A 14031-nucleotide genomic window follows, 5' to 3' on the forward strand; every position below is an offset into this window, starting at 1 on the left:
GTTGGGTTGGACCATGCGCTCCTTTTTTGGCGAACAGAGGAGTTCGCTCCAAATCGAGAACTCCTGAAAGCAGCGGCGGGGTTCTGGACCATCTCTGCGCAATGCCTGGGTGGTCGGGTTGTGCGCAGTTAAAACCACTCCCAACCAGTTCGGTATCGCAAGGACACTCAATTCAGCATTTCTTCCATGAATCTTCGGGGAGCATTGGCACAACAGGGATCTCACGTCCTTAGGTTGCGCAAATACTTGCCTTACCCCTCATGTGCCCGCCTGACCTTTCCAGTCTCAAGTGGGGCGATGACGGTGATTTGTCCCCTCACGACACCCTGAACCTGGTGGAGAGATTGACCAGAGCAGAACAGGAGTCAAAAGGAGCAGACGGAACGACTCTGAACTCCAGTCCCCTGCCGCTGGATTCAGACTCCGCGGATATTCCCTGACACCCGAGGGAGCAATGGACGCAGCGCAAACCGAAGAAACCATCCGCTCTCTCCTAACCGACTTGAAGGAGGACAAGGTGGAGTCACTCCTGGTTCAGTGCGCTGACTGGGGGATCAACGTACGGATGTTCCTGAACGGAGACGTCGTCGAACTGGATTTAATGAAGAACTACGAGGGGTATGAGGTGACCTTTGTTGATAACAGGGATAAACAACCTGCTCAGATAGACGAATTATCAGACCTAATCCAACTCCTTCAGATCTCTTGAATTCAACATTTGGCGTGGTCCAATACCTCTTATGAATGCACCTCCTCTGGAGGTAGCGCAGGACCCAAAATTAAGCAGAAGGAACCGATCATATCCATCCCAAAGATTAGATCCATAGGTAAATCTTACTTTGTCTTCATTTACTTGCGTTTCTTCTCTCAGCAGATACTCTTCCGTGAAATCAGAAGGACTTTTATGTCTGGAGGATCAGGGTTTAACCCCTCACCTGAACAACTCCAAGCAATTATCGACACTGGAATCTGGTGGAATCACAAGGTCCAAGAACTCAGAGATGCTGAGCGGTTCGAGGATGCGTACGCTCTTCTTCAGGAGTTTGATGTCATTACATCTCGATCACTGGAAGGCAGTGATTAAAAAAGCGCCAACGGCAGATATCGGTGGTTCTTAATCACCAAAGCGTCTGCCCGTAGATCTCCATGGACCTATCGAAGGTCCTTCTTGTAGTGCGATCCAAATACCTCTTGTGAATGCCATTCATCACTTCCTCTTGGTCTTGTTTGTGTAGGTCTCCTGGATCAGTTCCTTCACCAGGTCATCTGGTTTCATCCGCCAACGCTTCCCGACATCGACAAGCATCTGGTAATGGACATCGCTGACTTTCACTGATTTCGCCATACCCACCTCAAATCAACGCCAAGGTGGATTGCTGACGGCGGTTCCAGAACTCCTTGATTGCCGTCTTATGGAGTTCAGAGCGATCAAGTCCCAGTTCAGAACAAAGTTTGTGCTCAATTGGAACCAAGATTGGTGCTTCTCTCTTGGTATAGGTCATGTTAAATCTCTGACTATTTGGTTTACGCATCATGTTCGTCTGGGGGCAATTAGGCGTTGTGTTGGTGGTTGATTTGTTGGGACCTCCTAGTCGTGATCAGGTTTTCAATTCTCTTGCAGTCTTAAATGGAGAACCCAACTATATTTATTTGGACATTTAATTCATTCCCCTTCGGGGAATACTCACTTCGTTCGTGGTCTCTAGTGTGTTTGCATACCTTTAGAACCTATTTAGACACACCCTTGAGACCAAAGGTCACAAACCTAGTTATACATCTAAGAAGTTTGACTAACATCTAATGTAACAATTGAGACACAAAGGGTACAAGAACCTAGAAATTCCCCATCAACCTCCACAAAGGTAATTCTACAGGTTAATTAATATCGAGTCAAGTTTTAATTGGCGTCAGAGCGTAATTAAATTAATTGCTCTTAATTCTTCGTTCTGCTGATTAGCGACCACTTTCCTGGAGTGATTGCTGCCCGCGCCTTTGCTGCTGTCTTCTCACGCTGGATAAAGCGCAAATAACGCTCCTCCAGCATCTTTGGCGACGTATGCCCGTTGTCCGCAAAATGCCGGATGTATTGCGTGGTCCCGAGTTCTGGGTAGTCCTCCAAGGTCAACCGGAATGCGGTATGGCGACAGGTAGTCCAATCAATCCCTTTGGTTGAGATTCCTGCCTTCTCACACACCTTCTTGAGAAGGAAGTTGATCGTCTCTCCAACGTTGCTTTCGTTTTCGCTGCCTTCCGTTCTCTTGATGTGGGGAAAGTTCAACCACCCCTGTGGTTTCCTCTTGAGAATGCGGCGGATGTTCTCCAACGCATCTGGTCGGTAGGCATAGGTGTCGTGCTTGTCCCTGTCACCCTTCGTTTTCTCAAGGAAGCAGATGACTTGTGGTTCTCCCGCATCGGTCAGTTGCTCGCTGAACCACTCACTTCTCAACCGAGGAGCATCTTCACTTCGGAGGTAATAGAACCACTCCAAGTGGAGCGCGTCATACAAATCAACCCAGTTGCGTGAGTTCTGACGGTTCGTCGGGGTCCAAGGCAGTTCCCGATATTCCTCCGCCGTCAGAGACCGGCGAGCAGCACCACCAGACAGTTCGGCGGCAACGCGAACCAATTGCTCCCACTCCTGATGGGTGAAGTGCCTCTTCTGACGCACGCTCTTCTTTATCGCAGGGAACTCAGGGCATGACAGAGCGGGGAAATCTGCCTTCGCCTCTTTAAACAGGTTGCGGATAAGGGTCTTGTATTGCCTTCTGGTCTCTTCTCCTGAGTTGCCCTTCGCTTCACAGTTCTCCCTGACGAGACGGAAAAACTCCAAAAAGTCGTTGCTCGTGATCGCCTGAATGCTTTTGACCGTCGCCCAGGGTTGAACGCCTATGCCTGTGGTCCCGTTCCAAAGGTTCCGCTTATCGCTCAACCAACGACTTCGGTTGTTCCGTGGTTCCAGTTCCGCCTTGGCATACCAACGCTCCCAATAGACCGACAGAGCGTGTTGCTTCTCCACTTCCCGCACTTGGGACTGTGAGAGGAGGTCCTGCCACTTCTTTTGAGAGGAAGCAACCGCGACCTTTGCTGCTTCCCAGGGGTCGGTGGTCCCGCAAGTGCCTTCTATATAGATGCGCTTTCCCCGCCCCCGATTGGTTTTGCCAGCAAACGGGCGAGGGTCATCTGCTTTCTCCGGCAGGAAGCGCCACTGGAGGTTCTTGGTCTTTCTGCTGTTCGCGCTGGGTTTCTGACGGACGATCGATAGAGAGGTGTGGGGGATGTTCCCTTTGCCCCCCAGGTCGCGCACCACGTTGAGGGTGTGAAGGGTGCCGTCTATCCATTCCTGTGGCAGCGACCGTCCCATAGAGTTCCCCTACCGAAACACCTTCCAGGAGTGGTTCGGACCTACCGCAAATCATCCCGATGGTATGGGAGCGGTATGGGAGCAGCAAGCAAAAACGCCCAAAAAGGGCATTTTTAGTATCGCTGCTATACAGATTGAGCGCTTAAAGGGGCAAATTGTCGCAACGCCCCCAGTTCAAATCTGGGTCCTGGCATCACATTGATGCCAAAACTGCCGTGTCATTCATCTCTCCAGATGCAGGCACAGATCGCGTTTTCGATAACGCAGACAGTTTTGCCATGGTGTTTGACCGCACCTGGAAGCAACTGCGAAGCAGCAACAAGGCTGAACTCAGCCAGGAGGAGCATCTGGAAGCCGTGCTCGAGGCCATGGCTGATCACCCCTTTCTGATCAGTTCCCCAGACATGGCACGCCAGGTGGCCGCCTTCCGGATCAGGTTGCTGGAACTGGCCTGATCAGGCGGAGAGCAAATCGATCTGGGGATCATCCACATATTCCGTGTCATCGCTGAGGGGCTCATCACTGAAGGCCTCGTCCTCGACTCGGTCGTCATCCATCCCCCTCATCTCCATTTCAGGAGCTTCTGGAGTGTCGTGATCGTGCTCTGCTGAGGCCTCCTCGGCGTGGGAATCAGCGTGCAGCTCCACCACCTCGCCTGGGCTCAGACGATCCCGAAGCATCCGCACCTTTTCTTCGCTGGCCAGGAGCAGTTCACCGGCGTCATCAGTGACCGCGGCGATCTCCGCATCTTCCAGCTGCTGGCCCTCAACGGCGACCAACCGCGTCTCCAGCTCCATCAACCGATCCGCCAGCGTTTCCACCACCTCACTGAGACTGAGCAGATGGGTGCACAGCTGTTGCTCGAACGCGGTGCGCGGGGAGGTGGTGGTCACCGGGCTGGCCTCGTGTTGAGAAATTTCGCTGATGGTATCGATGCTGAGCTTCGTGTCCACGGCCCTGGGAAAAGCCACGACTGGCCTACATTCCGCAGGGCTTTCGAGCGGTTGAAGAGATGTCCAGGCTGAAGACAGGGCTGAAGGTCAGCGCCTGGGTCGCCGTCTTCATTGTTGCCGTCGTTTATTTGCAGCGATATGGCATCGCACCGCTGCAAAGCGCCGTGAATGAGATGGGCATCTGGGCCCCGCTCGGCCTGTTCCTGCTGAGAGGGGTGAGCATCATCCTGCCAGCGCTGCCCAGTTCGGTGTATTCCCTCCTGGCCGGCTCGCTGCTGGGCTTCAAAGCGGGCTACCTCACAATCATCCTGTCGGACCTGGTGTTCTGCAGCGCGGCCTTCTTCATCGCCCGCCGCTGGGGACGCGGACCGGTGAGTCGTCTGGTGGGGGCTAGCGCGATGAAACGCATCGATGGCTTCAGCAAGAACCAGCTGGAAGGCAACTTCTTCTTGATGACAGGCCTGCTGATGACCGGGCTGTTTGATTTCCTCAGCTATGCCATCGGGATCAGCCGCACCCACTGGCGTCTATTCGCTCCGGCACTGCTGATCAGCGTGCTGATCAGCGATTCGATCCTCGTGGCTGTTGGAGCTGGTGCCGCTCAAGGCGCCAGCCTCACCCTGGGCTTGGCTCTGCTGGCGATGTTTGCTCTGGCCACCATCACTGGTGTGCTGAAAAAGAAATCCTCAGAGGCGCCCTCCAACACCCACTCCTGACAGGAGCCCTGGAGGATGACAGCCGATCCATGTCGATTCCCACGAACCGCTGACTGGGGTCGAGGAAATTCCTGGACACTGGTTACATTCGAATTGATCGGCGTTTCTCGATGAGCGCACTGGCAGATCCGAGAATTGCCACCCTGCAGAACCAGGCCGGCAGCAGCGGTGAGCTGGATCTACCGGTGGGGGACGGTTGTTTTCGGATCAACCTCCGTGATGAAAACATCGCGCTCTGGCAGGAGACATTTGATCAACACACCACAGCAGCCAACCTTCTGCTGGCTTGCGAAGAAAGCAATGGAGACCTCAAGGACACCCGCCTGACCTGGGTGGTTGGATCTGCCATCCGCACAGCGACGGCATCAAGCCCAGACGCCGTCGGCTGGCTGTTAACGCAGTTGGGGGTACCAACTGAACTCACGGAAGCAGCCATCAGCCGTTGTCCTGGCCTGGGGGACGACCTGGTGTGGGCTTTTTACCTGGAACGCCACGGCTGGCTGATTGCCACACCGGTGGCCAGCGTCAACCCTTGAACCTTCAAAACACCGACTTCAAGACCCTGGTGCAGACCGCCCAGGTTCAAGGGCTAAGCCTCAACCAAGATCTGCCGCAGGCCACACGCCGCATTCTTGAGCGTGCTGATCAAGCCCAACGCCAGCTCACGAGTGAGGAGCTGACGACGATCTGCCAGGCCTCCGGCATTGATCAGTCGCTCCCCAGCAGCCTGATCCAACGATCGGATCACCTGGTGAACCAGGCCCGGGCACAGCTGCTTGCAACCCAACAGCATCTGGTGCAACCGGGCGGAGCTCTTCACCCTCAGGACAGGGCAGAGGCCTGCTGGCGGGACTGCTGGAACTTTCTACGCGTGGTCATCTACGCGGTGGCCTGCAACCAGAGCTGCTTCACAAACCCGAGCGGCATGGCCGCCCTGAGAGAGCTGTACAGACGAATGAGCGTGCCCATCGAGGGGATGAACATCGCCCTCGTTCAGCTCAAAAAGCTTGCACTGGAGGGGGTCTCGCGATCGAACGAACAGCAGCTGATCAGCGACTGCTTCCAACACCTGAGCGATCAGCTCAACAAAACTGCAGTTAAGAGCTGATAAGCGGCTGGCCTAAAAACAGTTTCTTCAAGGGAAGATTTCCACCAAGTATTTCTACTCACGGCGCACGCCATGGCCATCCCGCTCCTTGGGTACCCGCTCAGCACGCAGAACGGTCGGGTGAGCAATCTCGCCGGAGACAACAGCACCGTTCAGAGCCAGCTCTATCCCTCCTCTGCAGCAGGTGACGACACCAGCCGCAGCGACATGGATGCCGTGATCGAACAGGCCTACCGCCAGGTCTTCTTCCATGCGATGCGCAGTGATCGCGAACCATTCCTGGAATCACAACTCCGCAGCGGCAACATCACGGTGCGGGATTTCATCCGAGGCCTGCTGCTCTCGGAACGCTTCCAGCAGGGCTACTACCAGTGCAGCTCGAACTACCGGATGGTGGATCAGGTGGTGGGACGGGTGCTCGGCCGCCCGACCCATGGCGACGCTGAGCGCCGGGCCTGGTCGATCGTGATCGGCGAAAAGGGCTTCACAGCCTTTGTCGACGCGGTGCTCGACAGCCCTGAATACATGGAGAGCTTCGGCTACGACCTGGTTCCTCAGCAACGCTCGCGCGTGTTGCCGGGTCGATCCCTGGGTGAGACCCCGATCTACCAGCAATTCCCGCGCTACGGGGCCGACTGGCGCGATGCCTTGCAGGATCGAGCTCCCAGCGACCAGGCCGCTCAGATGCAGCAGCTGGAGATGTCGTCGGCCTGGGTCAATGGCCAACCTCCTGCCTTCGCCCTCAAGCTCTGGCTGGGCCTGGCGGTTGTCGGCGGATTCGAGCTGGGCCGTGTGGTCCTTACCATCGCCTTCTCGATGCTTCGCAGCTGACTTCCTTGACGGCGCTCTCCAACCCCCTGAACCTGGACACCTGGCAGCCGCCGGAACAGACCCTGGCCTCGGGGTCCATCGATGGCGCAGTTGATGCTCGGGGCGCCGATTGGAGGGGAGTGACTGTTGATAAGGGCGACCTGCGTGGCGCCAATCTCTGTCGCGCTGATCTGAGGGGAGCCGACCTCTCCAGCTGCCAGCTGGAAGGAGCCGACCTGCGCCTGGCGCGCTACGACGCCAGCACCTGCGTTCCGGAAGGCTTTGATCTGCTCAGCAGCGGGGCGGTCGGCCCCAAAGCAAGGCTGAGTGGTGTGTTCTTGAACAGCACCGACCTGCGCGGCATGGATCTACGCGGCGCCGTGCTGATGGGGGCCTATCTCAGCGGGGCTGACCTGAGTGGTGCCCTGCTCGACAACGTTCGACTGGTGGGATCGGATCTTCGTCACGCGATCCTTAGGGGTGCCATGTGCCGGGGGACCCGCTTTGGCACGTGCCAGCTGGACTTTGCCGACTTTCGCGGCGCCGACCTCTCCGAAGCAGGACTGGAGACTGCGGAATCGATCAAAGGAGCCGATTTCTCCCTCACCACAGGGCTCAGTGGGCGGCGAGATGCGCTCTTGGCCCGCCCCTTCGAAGAACTCGACTGCTGGAATCCCCTGACGCGGAGCACCACACGCGACAGCCTCGAATCCTTGTCGTGACAAGGATTACCCCGATCCACCACCCGAAAACCGGGGGCCGAATCGTCATGTCACGCAACATTCGGACACATTTGATTGAGCTTTATAAAGAACCCGCTCCAGGCCACCACTTCTGAATGACCATGGCGTGACGCACACGTCAGGTTGTCCATGCCCTTCGGTCCTGCCTCTCTGCTCGGGGTCGAGCGTTTCTCGCAAGAGAGCGAAGCTCCTCTTGAACTCATCCCTGGTGATGACGACGCCAAGAAGGAACAAATCATCCGCGCCGTTTACAAGCAGGTACTGGGCAATGCCTATGTGATGGAGAGCGAGCGTCAGCTGGTCGCTGAATCCCAGTTCAAGCTGGGCGAGATCAGCGTGAGAGAGCTGGTGCGACGCATCGCCAAGAGCGAGCTGTACCGCGATCGCTTCTTCGACGCCTGCTCCCGCTACCGCTACATCGAGCTGGCCTTCCGTCACCTGCTGGGACGCGCCCCCGTGGACTTCGATGAGATGCGTGCTCACGCCGAGCGGCTCGACAGCCACGGCTACGAAGCCGACATCGACAGCTTCATCGACAGCGCCGACTATCAGGACACCTACGGCGAGTGGACTGTTCCCTTCCAGCGGGGCTGGAAGACCGAATCCTGCACCACCCTGCAGGAGTTCACCTGGAGCTTCCAGTTGCTGCGCGGCAACAGCAGCAGCAGCCTGAAAGGCGATCTTTCCGGGATCAGCAGCAAGCTCGGCGGCAACGCCTATCAGAACCGCCCGATGGCGGTGGTGCCCCCCTCCTCCACCGAAGCCACCGGCTGGAGCTTCCGCCCCTCCAAGAACCTGCAGGACGCCCCCACCCGCCATGGCGTGGGTGCCGGCGAGCAGGGCAAGACCTACCGGGTGGAAGTCACCGGCTACAGCGCCAACAACGTGCGCCGGATCTCCCGCTACACCCGCTCCAACCGGGTGTACTTCGTGCCCTTCGACAAGCTCTCCGAGCAGTTCAAGCGCATCCATGCCGAAGGCGGCAAGATCGCCAGCATCACACCTGTGAACTGAGTTCCCCGATCGATCAGAAAGGCGGCTGCCCGGGCGTTCGCGCATGACCCCGCATCGCCGCCCCTGATCCGAACTCACTCCGCAACCCCTTTCCTCCCCTCACCCGCCTCCCACCATGTCTGCCTCACAAGGCTTCGGCGCCGCCTCCCTCAACGATGCTCCCGTCTCCTTCAGCCGGACCCGCAACGCATCCGCAAAAGCAGCCCTGAGCAACGGCGAATTCCTGCGCCAATCCTGCGCTTCGATGAAGATCGCCATCGGGCCCCGCAATCATGAGGATTGCCCCCATGGCGTCACCGCGCAGCGCTACGCACCGGACGACTCCGCCGCCTTGGCTACAGCCATCAGTGCTGCGTACCGCCACGTGTACGGCAACGCCCACGTGATGGACAACGAGCGTTCCGCTGAGCTTGAAGCCCGCTACGGCAATGGCGAGCTCACCACCCGCGATTTCGTTCGCGGCCTGGCCAAAACCTCCTTCTACAAATCCCGCTTTTTCGAAGGTGTTGCCCCTCAGCGCGGCATCGAACTGAACCTGAAGCACCTGCTGGGCCGTCCTCCCGTGGATCAGGCCGAGATGTCGGCGCACATTTCACTGCTGGCAAGCGGTGGCCACGACGCCGTGATCGATTTCATCGTCGATGGCGCTGAATACGCCGAGGTGTTTGGTGACGACGTGGTGCCTTACACCCGCTCCTTCACGTCCGCTGCTGGCATCCCCAACAACAGCTTCGCTCGCATGGCGACCCTCGAGCGCGGCTTCGCCATCAGCGACAGCGCCATCGGCAGCAGCAGCCAGCTGGCCAATGGCTTGGCTCGCAACACCACGGCCTACATCCAGCTGCCCTCCGGAGCCAGCTTCACCGGCGGCGCCCAACCCAGCGGCCTGGGCAGCAATGCGCAATTCGCTGCCAAGAAGCGCACCAGCAGCGATGGTGGAGATTCCACCCCGATCCGCAACGACGCCTACGTCGGGTTCGGCCTGGGACAGCGGGAGCAGGAAGTGTTCCAACGCTGCCCGGGTGACAGCGCCGATCAGATCAATGGTCTGATTCGTGCCACCTACCGCCAGGTGATGGGCAACCCCCACCTGATGGAGTCGGAGCGTGCAATGGCCGCTGAAAGCCGTTATGCAGAGGGCTATCTCAGCACAAGAGAACTGGTGCGAGCGATCGCGCTCTCCCCCGAGTACAGCCGCCGTTTCTTCGAAACCAACGCCCCGTACCGCTTCGTTGAGCTCAACTTCAAGCACTTCCTGGGCCGGGCACCCAAGTCTCAGGCCGAACTGAGTGAGCACATCCAGATCCTGGCCAACGACGGCTACGAGGCAGAGATCAACAGCTACCTCGACAGCGCTGAGTACCAGAACACCTTCGGTGAAGACACGGTGCCCTACATGCGCATCCTCTCCGAAGAAGGTCGGGCACAGGTGGCCTTCAACCGTCACCTCTCGCTGGCTGAAGGTTTTGCAGCCAGCGATGCCGTGCTCAACAGCGCATCCCTGGTGACCTCAATGGCCACCAACTCCGTCCCCAGTGGCTGGAGAACCACCACGAGCCGGACCAACCGGAACGGTGCTGTGGCCGGATCTCCATCTGCAACCACGAAGCGCTTCCGCATCGTGGTTCAGGCTCAGCCGCGCGGCGGACGCCAGCGCACGCCGAATGCGAGTTACCTCGTCTCCGGTAAGGACATGAGCAGCCAGATGAAGTACATCCACGCCCGCGGCGGCCGGATCGTCTCCATCACCGAAGTGATGTGATCGCAAGGGTCATCTCGACCCGCTCAACATCCCCCCTCCCTCAAGGGGCCCATCACCCTCACTTCGATGCCGGCCCCTTTCGACGCACCTCCCCTCAAACCATGACCACTGCCACCCTGGCCACACCCGCCAACCAAGATCGCAGCCACGCTGAAGACATCATTCGTGCCGTGTACCGGCAGGTCTTCGGCAACCGCCACCTGATGGAGCTGGACGTTCAGCCCTCCATCGAAGCTCTATTCATCAACGGCGACCTCACTGTTCAGGGTCTTGTCACAGCACTGGCTCAGTCGGAGAGCTACCGGCGGCTTTTCCTCGAGACGAACAACCCCTACCGCTTCGTTGAACTGAACTTCAAGCACCTGCTGGGTCGTCCTCCCCGGGATCAGGCTGAAATCAGTGAGCACGTGCGTCGCCTGGCCGACGAAGGTTTCGAAGCCGAAATCGCCAGCTACACCTACAGCGATGAGTATCTGAACAACTTCGGCATCGACTCGGTTCCCTACGCCCGTACCCAAACGAGCGTCGACGGCGAAAGCACCGTGGCCTACCAGCGCAACCAGGCCATGGATCCTGGCTTCGCTGGCTTCGATGCCGATCAAGGCTCTGTGCTGCAGGTGAGCCTGGCCTCCAACTCGAACCCCACGGCAGCGGGCACCAGAAAAGTGGTGGGCGGCGGCAACCGCTTCACCATCCTTTGGACCTCACGCGTTCAACTGGGTGCCGTGCGTCGCTCTGCCCAGCGCTCGGTGGTGAGCTACTCCTCCCTGTCCCGCACCATTCAGAGCATCCAGGCCCAGGGCGGGAACATTCTTTCTATTGCGAACGCTTAATCCTTGTGCTGATCCGGCCCTTGCGGCCGGATCAGTCCGTCATGATTGGTGCCTGAAACGTCTGGACCCAATCGGTGAATCCAGGGAGATTTCATCTCCTGAAACCGCCAGCTTTTGAATCATGCCCATCCTTCGTCAACCCACCAACAGCCAGCCGGGATCGAATCAGGGCTTTCAGTCTTCTGTGTCCTCCGTTCCTGTTGCCATGTCGATGATGATCGACTCCATGGTGAACATGGTGCAGAACAGCCGACCTGATCTGAAGGCTGAGACCGACTCCAGCACCAAATGAACATCGAGCAATTTGTTGCTCAAAGCGAGGGAACGTGGCGATCAATGCGATCCGGCCACTCCCTCGCTTTTCAGCAATTTGAAGAAGTCCTCAGTGAAGTTCAAATATCACGAATTGACGCTTCCGATCAAGAGATCAACGACTTGATTCAATCGTCGAGCCTGAGCGAAAGATCAGAGGTTGCTGCACCGTTTCGAATGACCTGGGCCGCCGAAAGCGATTGGGAACCTGATGATCCCAATGAGGTGTCATCCGGCTCATGCCTAATTGTGCCGATACCAAGCGATGACAGCCAAGGCGTTTTGCTTCGAAGTGTTGGCTATGCAGAAGCAGCGCCAGCGGAATCCAGCTACAGCTTTCTCAGCGACGGAACGTTTCTGCTCACCACGCAATACGAGCAATCCATCGCCGAAGAACGCATCTGGTTTGTCTCGGAGCATGTTCGCTGCCGCTCCTCCGTGCTCCGCACATCGGCTGGATCAGGTGTATTGCAAACGTCCTTTGCTTCTGAAGTGCGGCGCCTGAGCAGCTGATCCCACGCCAATGTCAGACAACAACGAGGCTCTGCTCCTGTTCGCCAAGACTCTCGCAGGGCACTACAGCAATCTCCAACAGTCTCAGGAGAATCCCAAGGATTTCGCTCACATCAACATCTTTTTTCGCCCGCTTCCCTGGGATGTTCTGAAAGCACCTGGATTTTATTCAGAGCAAAGTTATGACCATGATCCTTGGCGGCCCTATCGCCAAGGCATTCATCGATTGCTCCCGGCCGAGGATGAGACGTTCATCGTTGAGAACTACGGATTCGCTGATCCCATCCGGTTGGCTGGTGCAGGCCAACGCCCTGAACTCCTCAACAGCCTCAAGCCTGAGTCTCTGAAGCCACGTTGTGGCTGTGGGATGCACTTTCGCGAGGTTGAATCCGGTCGATACCTGGGTGAAGTGGAACCCGGCAAGAACTGCATGGTTCCCCGGGATGGCCGGCTCACATATTTGGTCAGCGAAGTGGATGTCAACGCCACAGACTGGATCAGTCGCGATCGAGGCTTTGACCCCGACACGGATGAGCAGCGCTGGGGCTCCGAGCATGGGCCGCTGCGGTTCAAACGTGTGGCTCACCTCGGGAACGAGCTCGACCAGAACTGGCTCCAGTGGTGAGCAACCTCCTCGTCTGAGCGGCTAGACGATGTCTGCAATTGAGGCCGAGAAACAACTGAAAACCTGGATCCGGTCCCAGCATCTGATTTGCGAAGGAACCGATTTCGTCTTTGAAACGGTGGATCAAACCCACCTCGACAAATTCGAGCGTTGCATTGAAGCCATCGGTGGACGCGTGCGAAAAATTGCAGCTGCCGGCAACTGGCCGATGGGCCCAAGGCGTACCTTCAAGATCCTGCGTGCTACGGCAGCAGTTCCCAGACCCGGTGGTGAGTCACTGGTGACCTATTGGGCCAAACGCGGCACCACACGCACCCGCTATGCGGAGATCAGCTGAAGCGATCAATCATCAAACCAGCCAAACCAGGTGGGTTTGCTGAAGTCAGACACCTGACTCCAACTCCGCAACAGCGTGAGTGAATCAATCGCGAAACCCTGGGCTTGAGCCAAGCCAATCACTTCATCTTGGTTCCGTGCTGATTTCACCTGGTCCTTGAGATCAGGCCGTGTTTTCACCAGCTGGATGAACGACGCCAAAGCCGCATCTTTCTCTGCATCCGTGAGGCTGGATGCCGGGGCGCTAGCCGGCTGGGCAACGGACTGATCCGGGGTTACTGCAAAATCTGCAGGGCCAAGCATCCCCTCGGATTCAGCACCATCCATCAACAGCGCACGCCAGCGGGACAATTGACGAAACGCCCAGCTCCAATGGGCTGGATCGGCCCGGTGAACAGAGGCCAGATCGGCATCGGAGGTCTGCAACCAATCCATGGCCAGATATCTCCCCCATTCCGCCAAGGTGATCGCGTAGCCGCGGATGTTGGCGTAGGCAACGATGTCGTAATGGGAGCCAAGCGTCTTGATCCCCGTGGCTAGCCCATGATCATCAGCAATCGCCTGGACGAAACGCTCAAGTTCAGAGTTGGCCATCATCAACACTCCTGAATCCAGAGGGCAAAATTAACCTTTTCACAGATCATCTGCAGCACCAAAGGACCACCAGGGCACTGCAGAATTCGCCACGGCACCTTTGATTCTGTTACCCCCGAATCCACCAGAATCTTGGGGGGACGCGTTGCCTGCTCAAGCGGGATAAGTGAGGCAGCCAAAGGGCTTTCGGCCTGCTTCAACAATGCATTGAGATCATCAAGCGAAGCAATTTGATTCAACGCCGATCCGGATTGATGCAATTCAACAAATCGACGGATTTCTTGAGCTGCGCTTTCGGCAACGGCCATTCGGCTTAAGCTTTGGCTGGACGGGATCATAAGCCAAATGAAC

Annotated in this window: 18 protein-coding genes; 14 read left to right on the plus strand and 4 right to left on the minus strand. The window is 57.5% G+C overall.

The features are described from left to right. The first annotated feature begins 454 nt into the window (after nucleotides 1-454). Entirely contained in the window at nucleotides 455-709 is a 255-nt protein-coding gene (locus tag AAXE93_RS10890; protein ID WP_390130716.1) for a hypothetical protein, read from the plus strand. A gap of 1224 nt (nucleotides 710-1933) precedes the next feature. On the opposite strand, the gene AAXE93_RS10895 is transcribed toward AAXE93_RS10890, so the two are convergent. Then, the gene (locus AAXE93_RS10895) at nucleotides 1934-3361 is read right to left on the minus strand and encodes a hypothetical protein (protein ID WP_390130718.1); all 1428 of its coding nucleotides are present in this window, start codon (nucleotides 3359-3361) and stop codon (nucleotides 1934-1936) included. Nucleotides 3362-3576: 215 nt separating this feature from the next. On the opposite strand from AAXE93_RS10895, the gene AAXE93_RS10900 reads away from it, so the two are divergent. Next, on the plus strand, nucleotides 3577-3816 hold the full coding sequence (locus AAXE93_RS10900) for a hypothetical protein (protein ID WP_114987387.1): 240 nt from the start codon (nucleotides 3577-3579) through the stop codon (nucleotides 3814-3816). Here the strand turns inward: AAXE93_RS10900 and AAXE93_RS10905 are convergent, their stop codons facing one another. Next, the gene (locus AAXE93_RS10905; RefSeq protein WP_390130720.1) at nucleotides 3817-4254 is read right to left on the minus strand and encodes a hypothetical protein; all 438 of its coding nucleotides are present in this window, start codon (nucleotides 4252-4254) and stop codon (nucleotides 3817-3819) included. 119 nt (nucleotides 4255-4373) lie between these two features. On the opposite strand from AAXE93_RS10905, the gene AAXE93_RS10910 reads away from it, so the two are divergent. The 12 genes from AAXE93_RS10910 (at nucleotide 4374) to AAXE93_RS10965 (ending at nucleotide 13087) form a co-directional block, all read left to right on the plus strand. After that, a complete protein-coding gene (locus AAXE93_RS10910) occupies nucleotides 4374-5030 on the plus strand; it encodes a TVP38/TMEM64 family protein (protein ID WP_390130722.1) in 657 nt (218 codons plus the stop codon). Nucleotides 5031-5140: 110 nt separating this feature from the next. Next, nucleotides 5141-5566: a hypothetical protein gene (locus AAXE93_RS10915; protein ID WP_115132297.1), complete on the plus strand. Its 426-nt coding sequence runs from the start codon at nucleotides 5141-5143 to the stop codon at nucleotides 5564-5566. Then, nucleotides 5563-6138 carry a phycobilisome polypeptide gene (locus tag AAXE93_RS10920; protein ID WP_390130725.1) on the plus strand — a complete coding sequence of 192 codons (576 nt, stop codon included), beginning with the start codon at nucleotides 5563-5565 and terminating at the stop codon, nucleotides 6136-6138. The genes AAXE93_RS10915 and AAXE93_RS10920 overlap by 4 nt, the downstream gene beginning before the upstream one ends. A 72-nt stretch (nucleotides 6139-6210) precedes the next feature. Then, entirely contained in the window at nucleotides 6211-6969 is a 759-nt protein-coding gene (locus tag AAXE93_RS10925; protein ID WP_390130727.1) for a phycobilisome rod-core linker polypeptide, read from the plus strand. Nucleotides 6970-6974: 5 nt separating this feature from the next. Further along, on the plus strand, nucleotides 6975-7670 hold the full coding sequence (locus AAXE93_RS10930) for a pentapeptide repeat-containing protein (RefSeq protein WP_390130729.1): 696 nt from the start codon (nucleotides 6975-6977) through the stop codon (nucleotides 7668-7670). 150 nt (nucleotides 7671-7820) lie between these two features. After that, nucleotides 7821-8705, plus strand: coding sequence for a phycobilisome linker polypeptide (locus AAXE93_RS10935; RefSeq protein WP_114987441.1), 885 nt, complete (start codon nucleotides 7821-7823; stop codon nucleotides 8703-8705). Between the two features lie 115 nt (nucleotides 8706-8820). Beyond that, on the plus strand, nucleotides 8821-10467 hold the full coding sequence (locus AAXE93_RS10940; RefSeq protein WP_390130732.1) for a phycobilisome rod-core linker polypeptide: 1647 nt from the start codon (nucleotides 8821-8823) through the stop codon (nucleotides 10465-10467). 101 nt (nucleotides 10468-10568) lie between these two features. After that, nucleotides 10569-11300 (plus strand): phycobilisome rod-core linker polypeptide, encoded by a 732-nt coding sequence (locus tag AAXE93_RS10945; RefSeq protein ID WP_390130734.1) that lies wholly within the window; start codon nucleotides 10569-10571, stop codon nucleotides 11298-11300. A gap of 121 nt (nucleotides 11301-11421) precedes the next feature. After that, nucleotides 11422-11592 (plus strand): hypothetical protein, encoded by a 171-nt coding sequence (locus tag AAXE93_RS10950; protein WP_170950981.1) that lies wholly within the window; start codon nucleotides 11422-11424, stop codon nucleotides 11590-11592. Further along, nucleotides 11589-12125 (plus strand): phycobiliprotein lyase, encoded by a 537-nt coding sequence (locus AAXE93_RS10955; protein ID WP_390130736.1) that lies wholly within the window; start codon nucleotides 11589-11591, stop codon nucleotides 12123-12125. The genes AAXE93_RS10950 and AAXE93_RS10955 overlap by 4 nt, the downstream gene beginning before the upstream one ends. Nucleotides 12126-12135: 10 nt before the next feature. Continuing rightward, on the plus strand, nucleotides 12136-12750 hold the full coding sequence (locus tag AAXE93_RS10960) for a chromophore lyase CpcT/CpeT (RefSeq protein ID WP_390130738.1): 615 nt from the start codon (nucleotides 12136-12138) through the stop codon (nucleotides 12748-12750). A 28-nt stretch (nucleotides 12751-12778) separates the two neighbouring features. Continuing rightward, the gene (locus AAXE93_RS10965; RefSeq protein ID WP_390130740.1) at nucleotides 12779-13087 is read left to right on the plus strand and encodes a CpeR family transcriptional regulator; all 309 of its coding nucleotides are present in this window, start codon (nucleotides 12779-12781) and stop codon (nucleotides 13085-13087) included. Nucleotides 13088-13092: 5 nt separating this feature from the next. On the opposite strand, the gene AAXE93_RS10970 is transcribed toward AAXE93_RS10965, so the two are convergent. After that, complete coding sequence (locus AAXE93_RS10970; RefSeq protein WP_390130742.1) at nucleotides 13093-13680, minus strand: Nif11-like leader peptide family natural product precursor; 588 nt, start codon at nucleotides 13678-13680, stop codon at nucleotides 13093-13095. Between the two features lie 2 nt (nucleotides 13681-13682). Next, nucleotides 13683-13988: a hypothetical protein gene (locus tag AAXE93_RS10975; protein ID WP_185186245.1), complete on the minus strand. Its 306-nt coding sequence runs from the start codon at nucleotides 13986-13988 to the stop codon at nucleotides 13683-13685. Nucleotides 13989-14031: the final 43 nt, after the last annotated feature.

Source organism: Synechococcus sp. HIMB2401, from assembly GCF_042883245.1.
Taxonomy (GTDB): Bacteria; Cyanobacteriota; Cyanobacteriia; order PCC-6307; family Cyanobiaceae; genus Parasynechococcus.

Excerpts from the sequence above, each read along its gene's own strand:
- AAXE93_RS10970 (WP_390130742.1), bottom strand. The coding sequence starts at position 13,680 with ATGGCCAACTCTGAACTTGAGCGTTTCGTCCAGGCGATTGCTGATGAT.
- AAXE93_RS10935 (WP_114987441.1), top strand. The coding sequence starts at position 7,821 with ATGCCCTTCGGTCCTGCCTCTCTGCTCGGGGTCGAGCGTTTCTCGCAA.
- AAXE93_RS10915 (WP_115132297.1), top strand. The coding sequence starts at position 5,141 with ATGAGCGCACTGGCAGATCCGAGAATTGCCACCCTGCAGAACCAGGCC.
- AAXE93_RS10890 (WP_390130716.1), top strand. The coding sequence starts at position 455 with ATGGACGCAGCGCAAACCGAAGAAACCATCCGCTCTCTCCTAACCGAC.
- AAXE93_RS10925 (WP_390130727.1), top strand. The coding sequence starts at position 6,211 with ATGGCCATCCCGCTCCTTGGGTACCCGCTCAGCACGCAGAACGGTCGG.
- AAXE93_RS10950 (WP_170950981.1), top strand. The coding sequence starts at position 11,422 with ATGCCCATCCTTCGTCAACCCACCAACAGCCAGCCGGGATCGAATCAG.
- AAXE93_RS10960 (WP_390130738.1), top strand. The coding sequence starts at position 12,136 with ATGTCAGACAACAACGAGGCTCTGCTCCTGTTCGCCAAGACTCTCGCA.
- AAXE93_RS10940 (WP_390130732.1), top strand. The coding sequence starts at position 8,821 with ATGTCTGCCTCACAAGGCTTCGGCGCCGCCTCCCTCAACGATGCTCCC.
- AAXE93_RS10910 (WP_390130722.1), top strand. The coding sequence starts at position 4,374 with ATGTCCAGGCTGAAGACAGGGCTGAAGGTCAGCGCCTGGGTCGCCGTC.
- AAXE93_RS10955 (WP_390130736.1), top strand. The coding sequence starts at position 11,589 with ATGAACATCGAGCAATTTGTTGCTCAAAGCGAGGGAACGTGGCGATCA.
- AAXE93_RS10945 (WP_390130734.1), top strand. The coding sequence starts at position 10,569 with ATGACCACTGCCACCCTGGCCACACCCGCCAACCAAGATCGCAGCCAC.
- AAXE93_RS10895 (WP_390130718.1), bottom strand. The coding sequence starts at position 3,361 with ATGGGACGGTCGCTGCCACAGGAATGGATAGACGGCACCCTTCACACC.
- AAXE93_RS10975 (WP_185186245.1), bottom strand. The coding sequence starts at position 13,988 with ATGGCCGTTGCCGAAAGCGCAGCTCAAGAAATCCGTCGATTTGTTGAA.
- AAXE93_RS10965 (WP_390130740.1), top strand. The coding sequence starts at position 12,779 with ATGTCTGCAATTGAGGCCGAGAAACAACTGAAAACCTGGATCCGGTCC.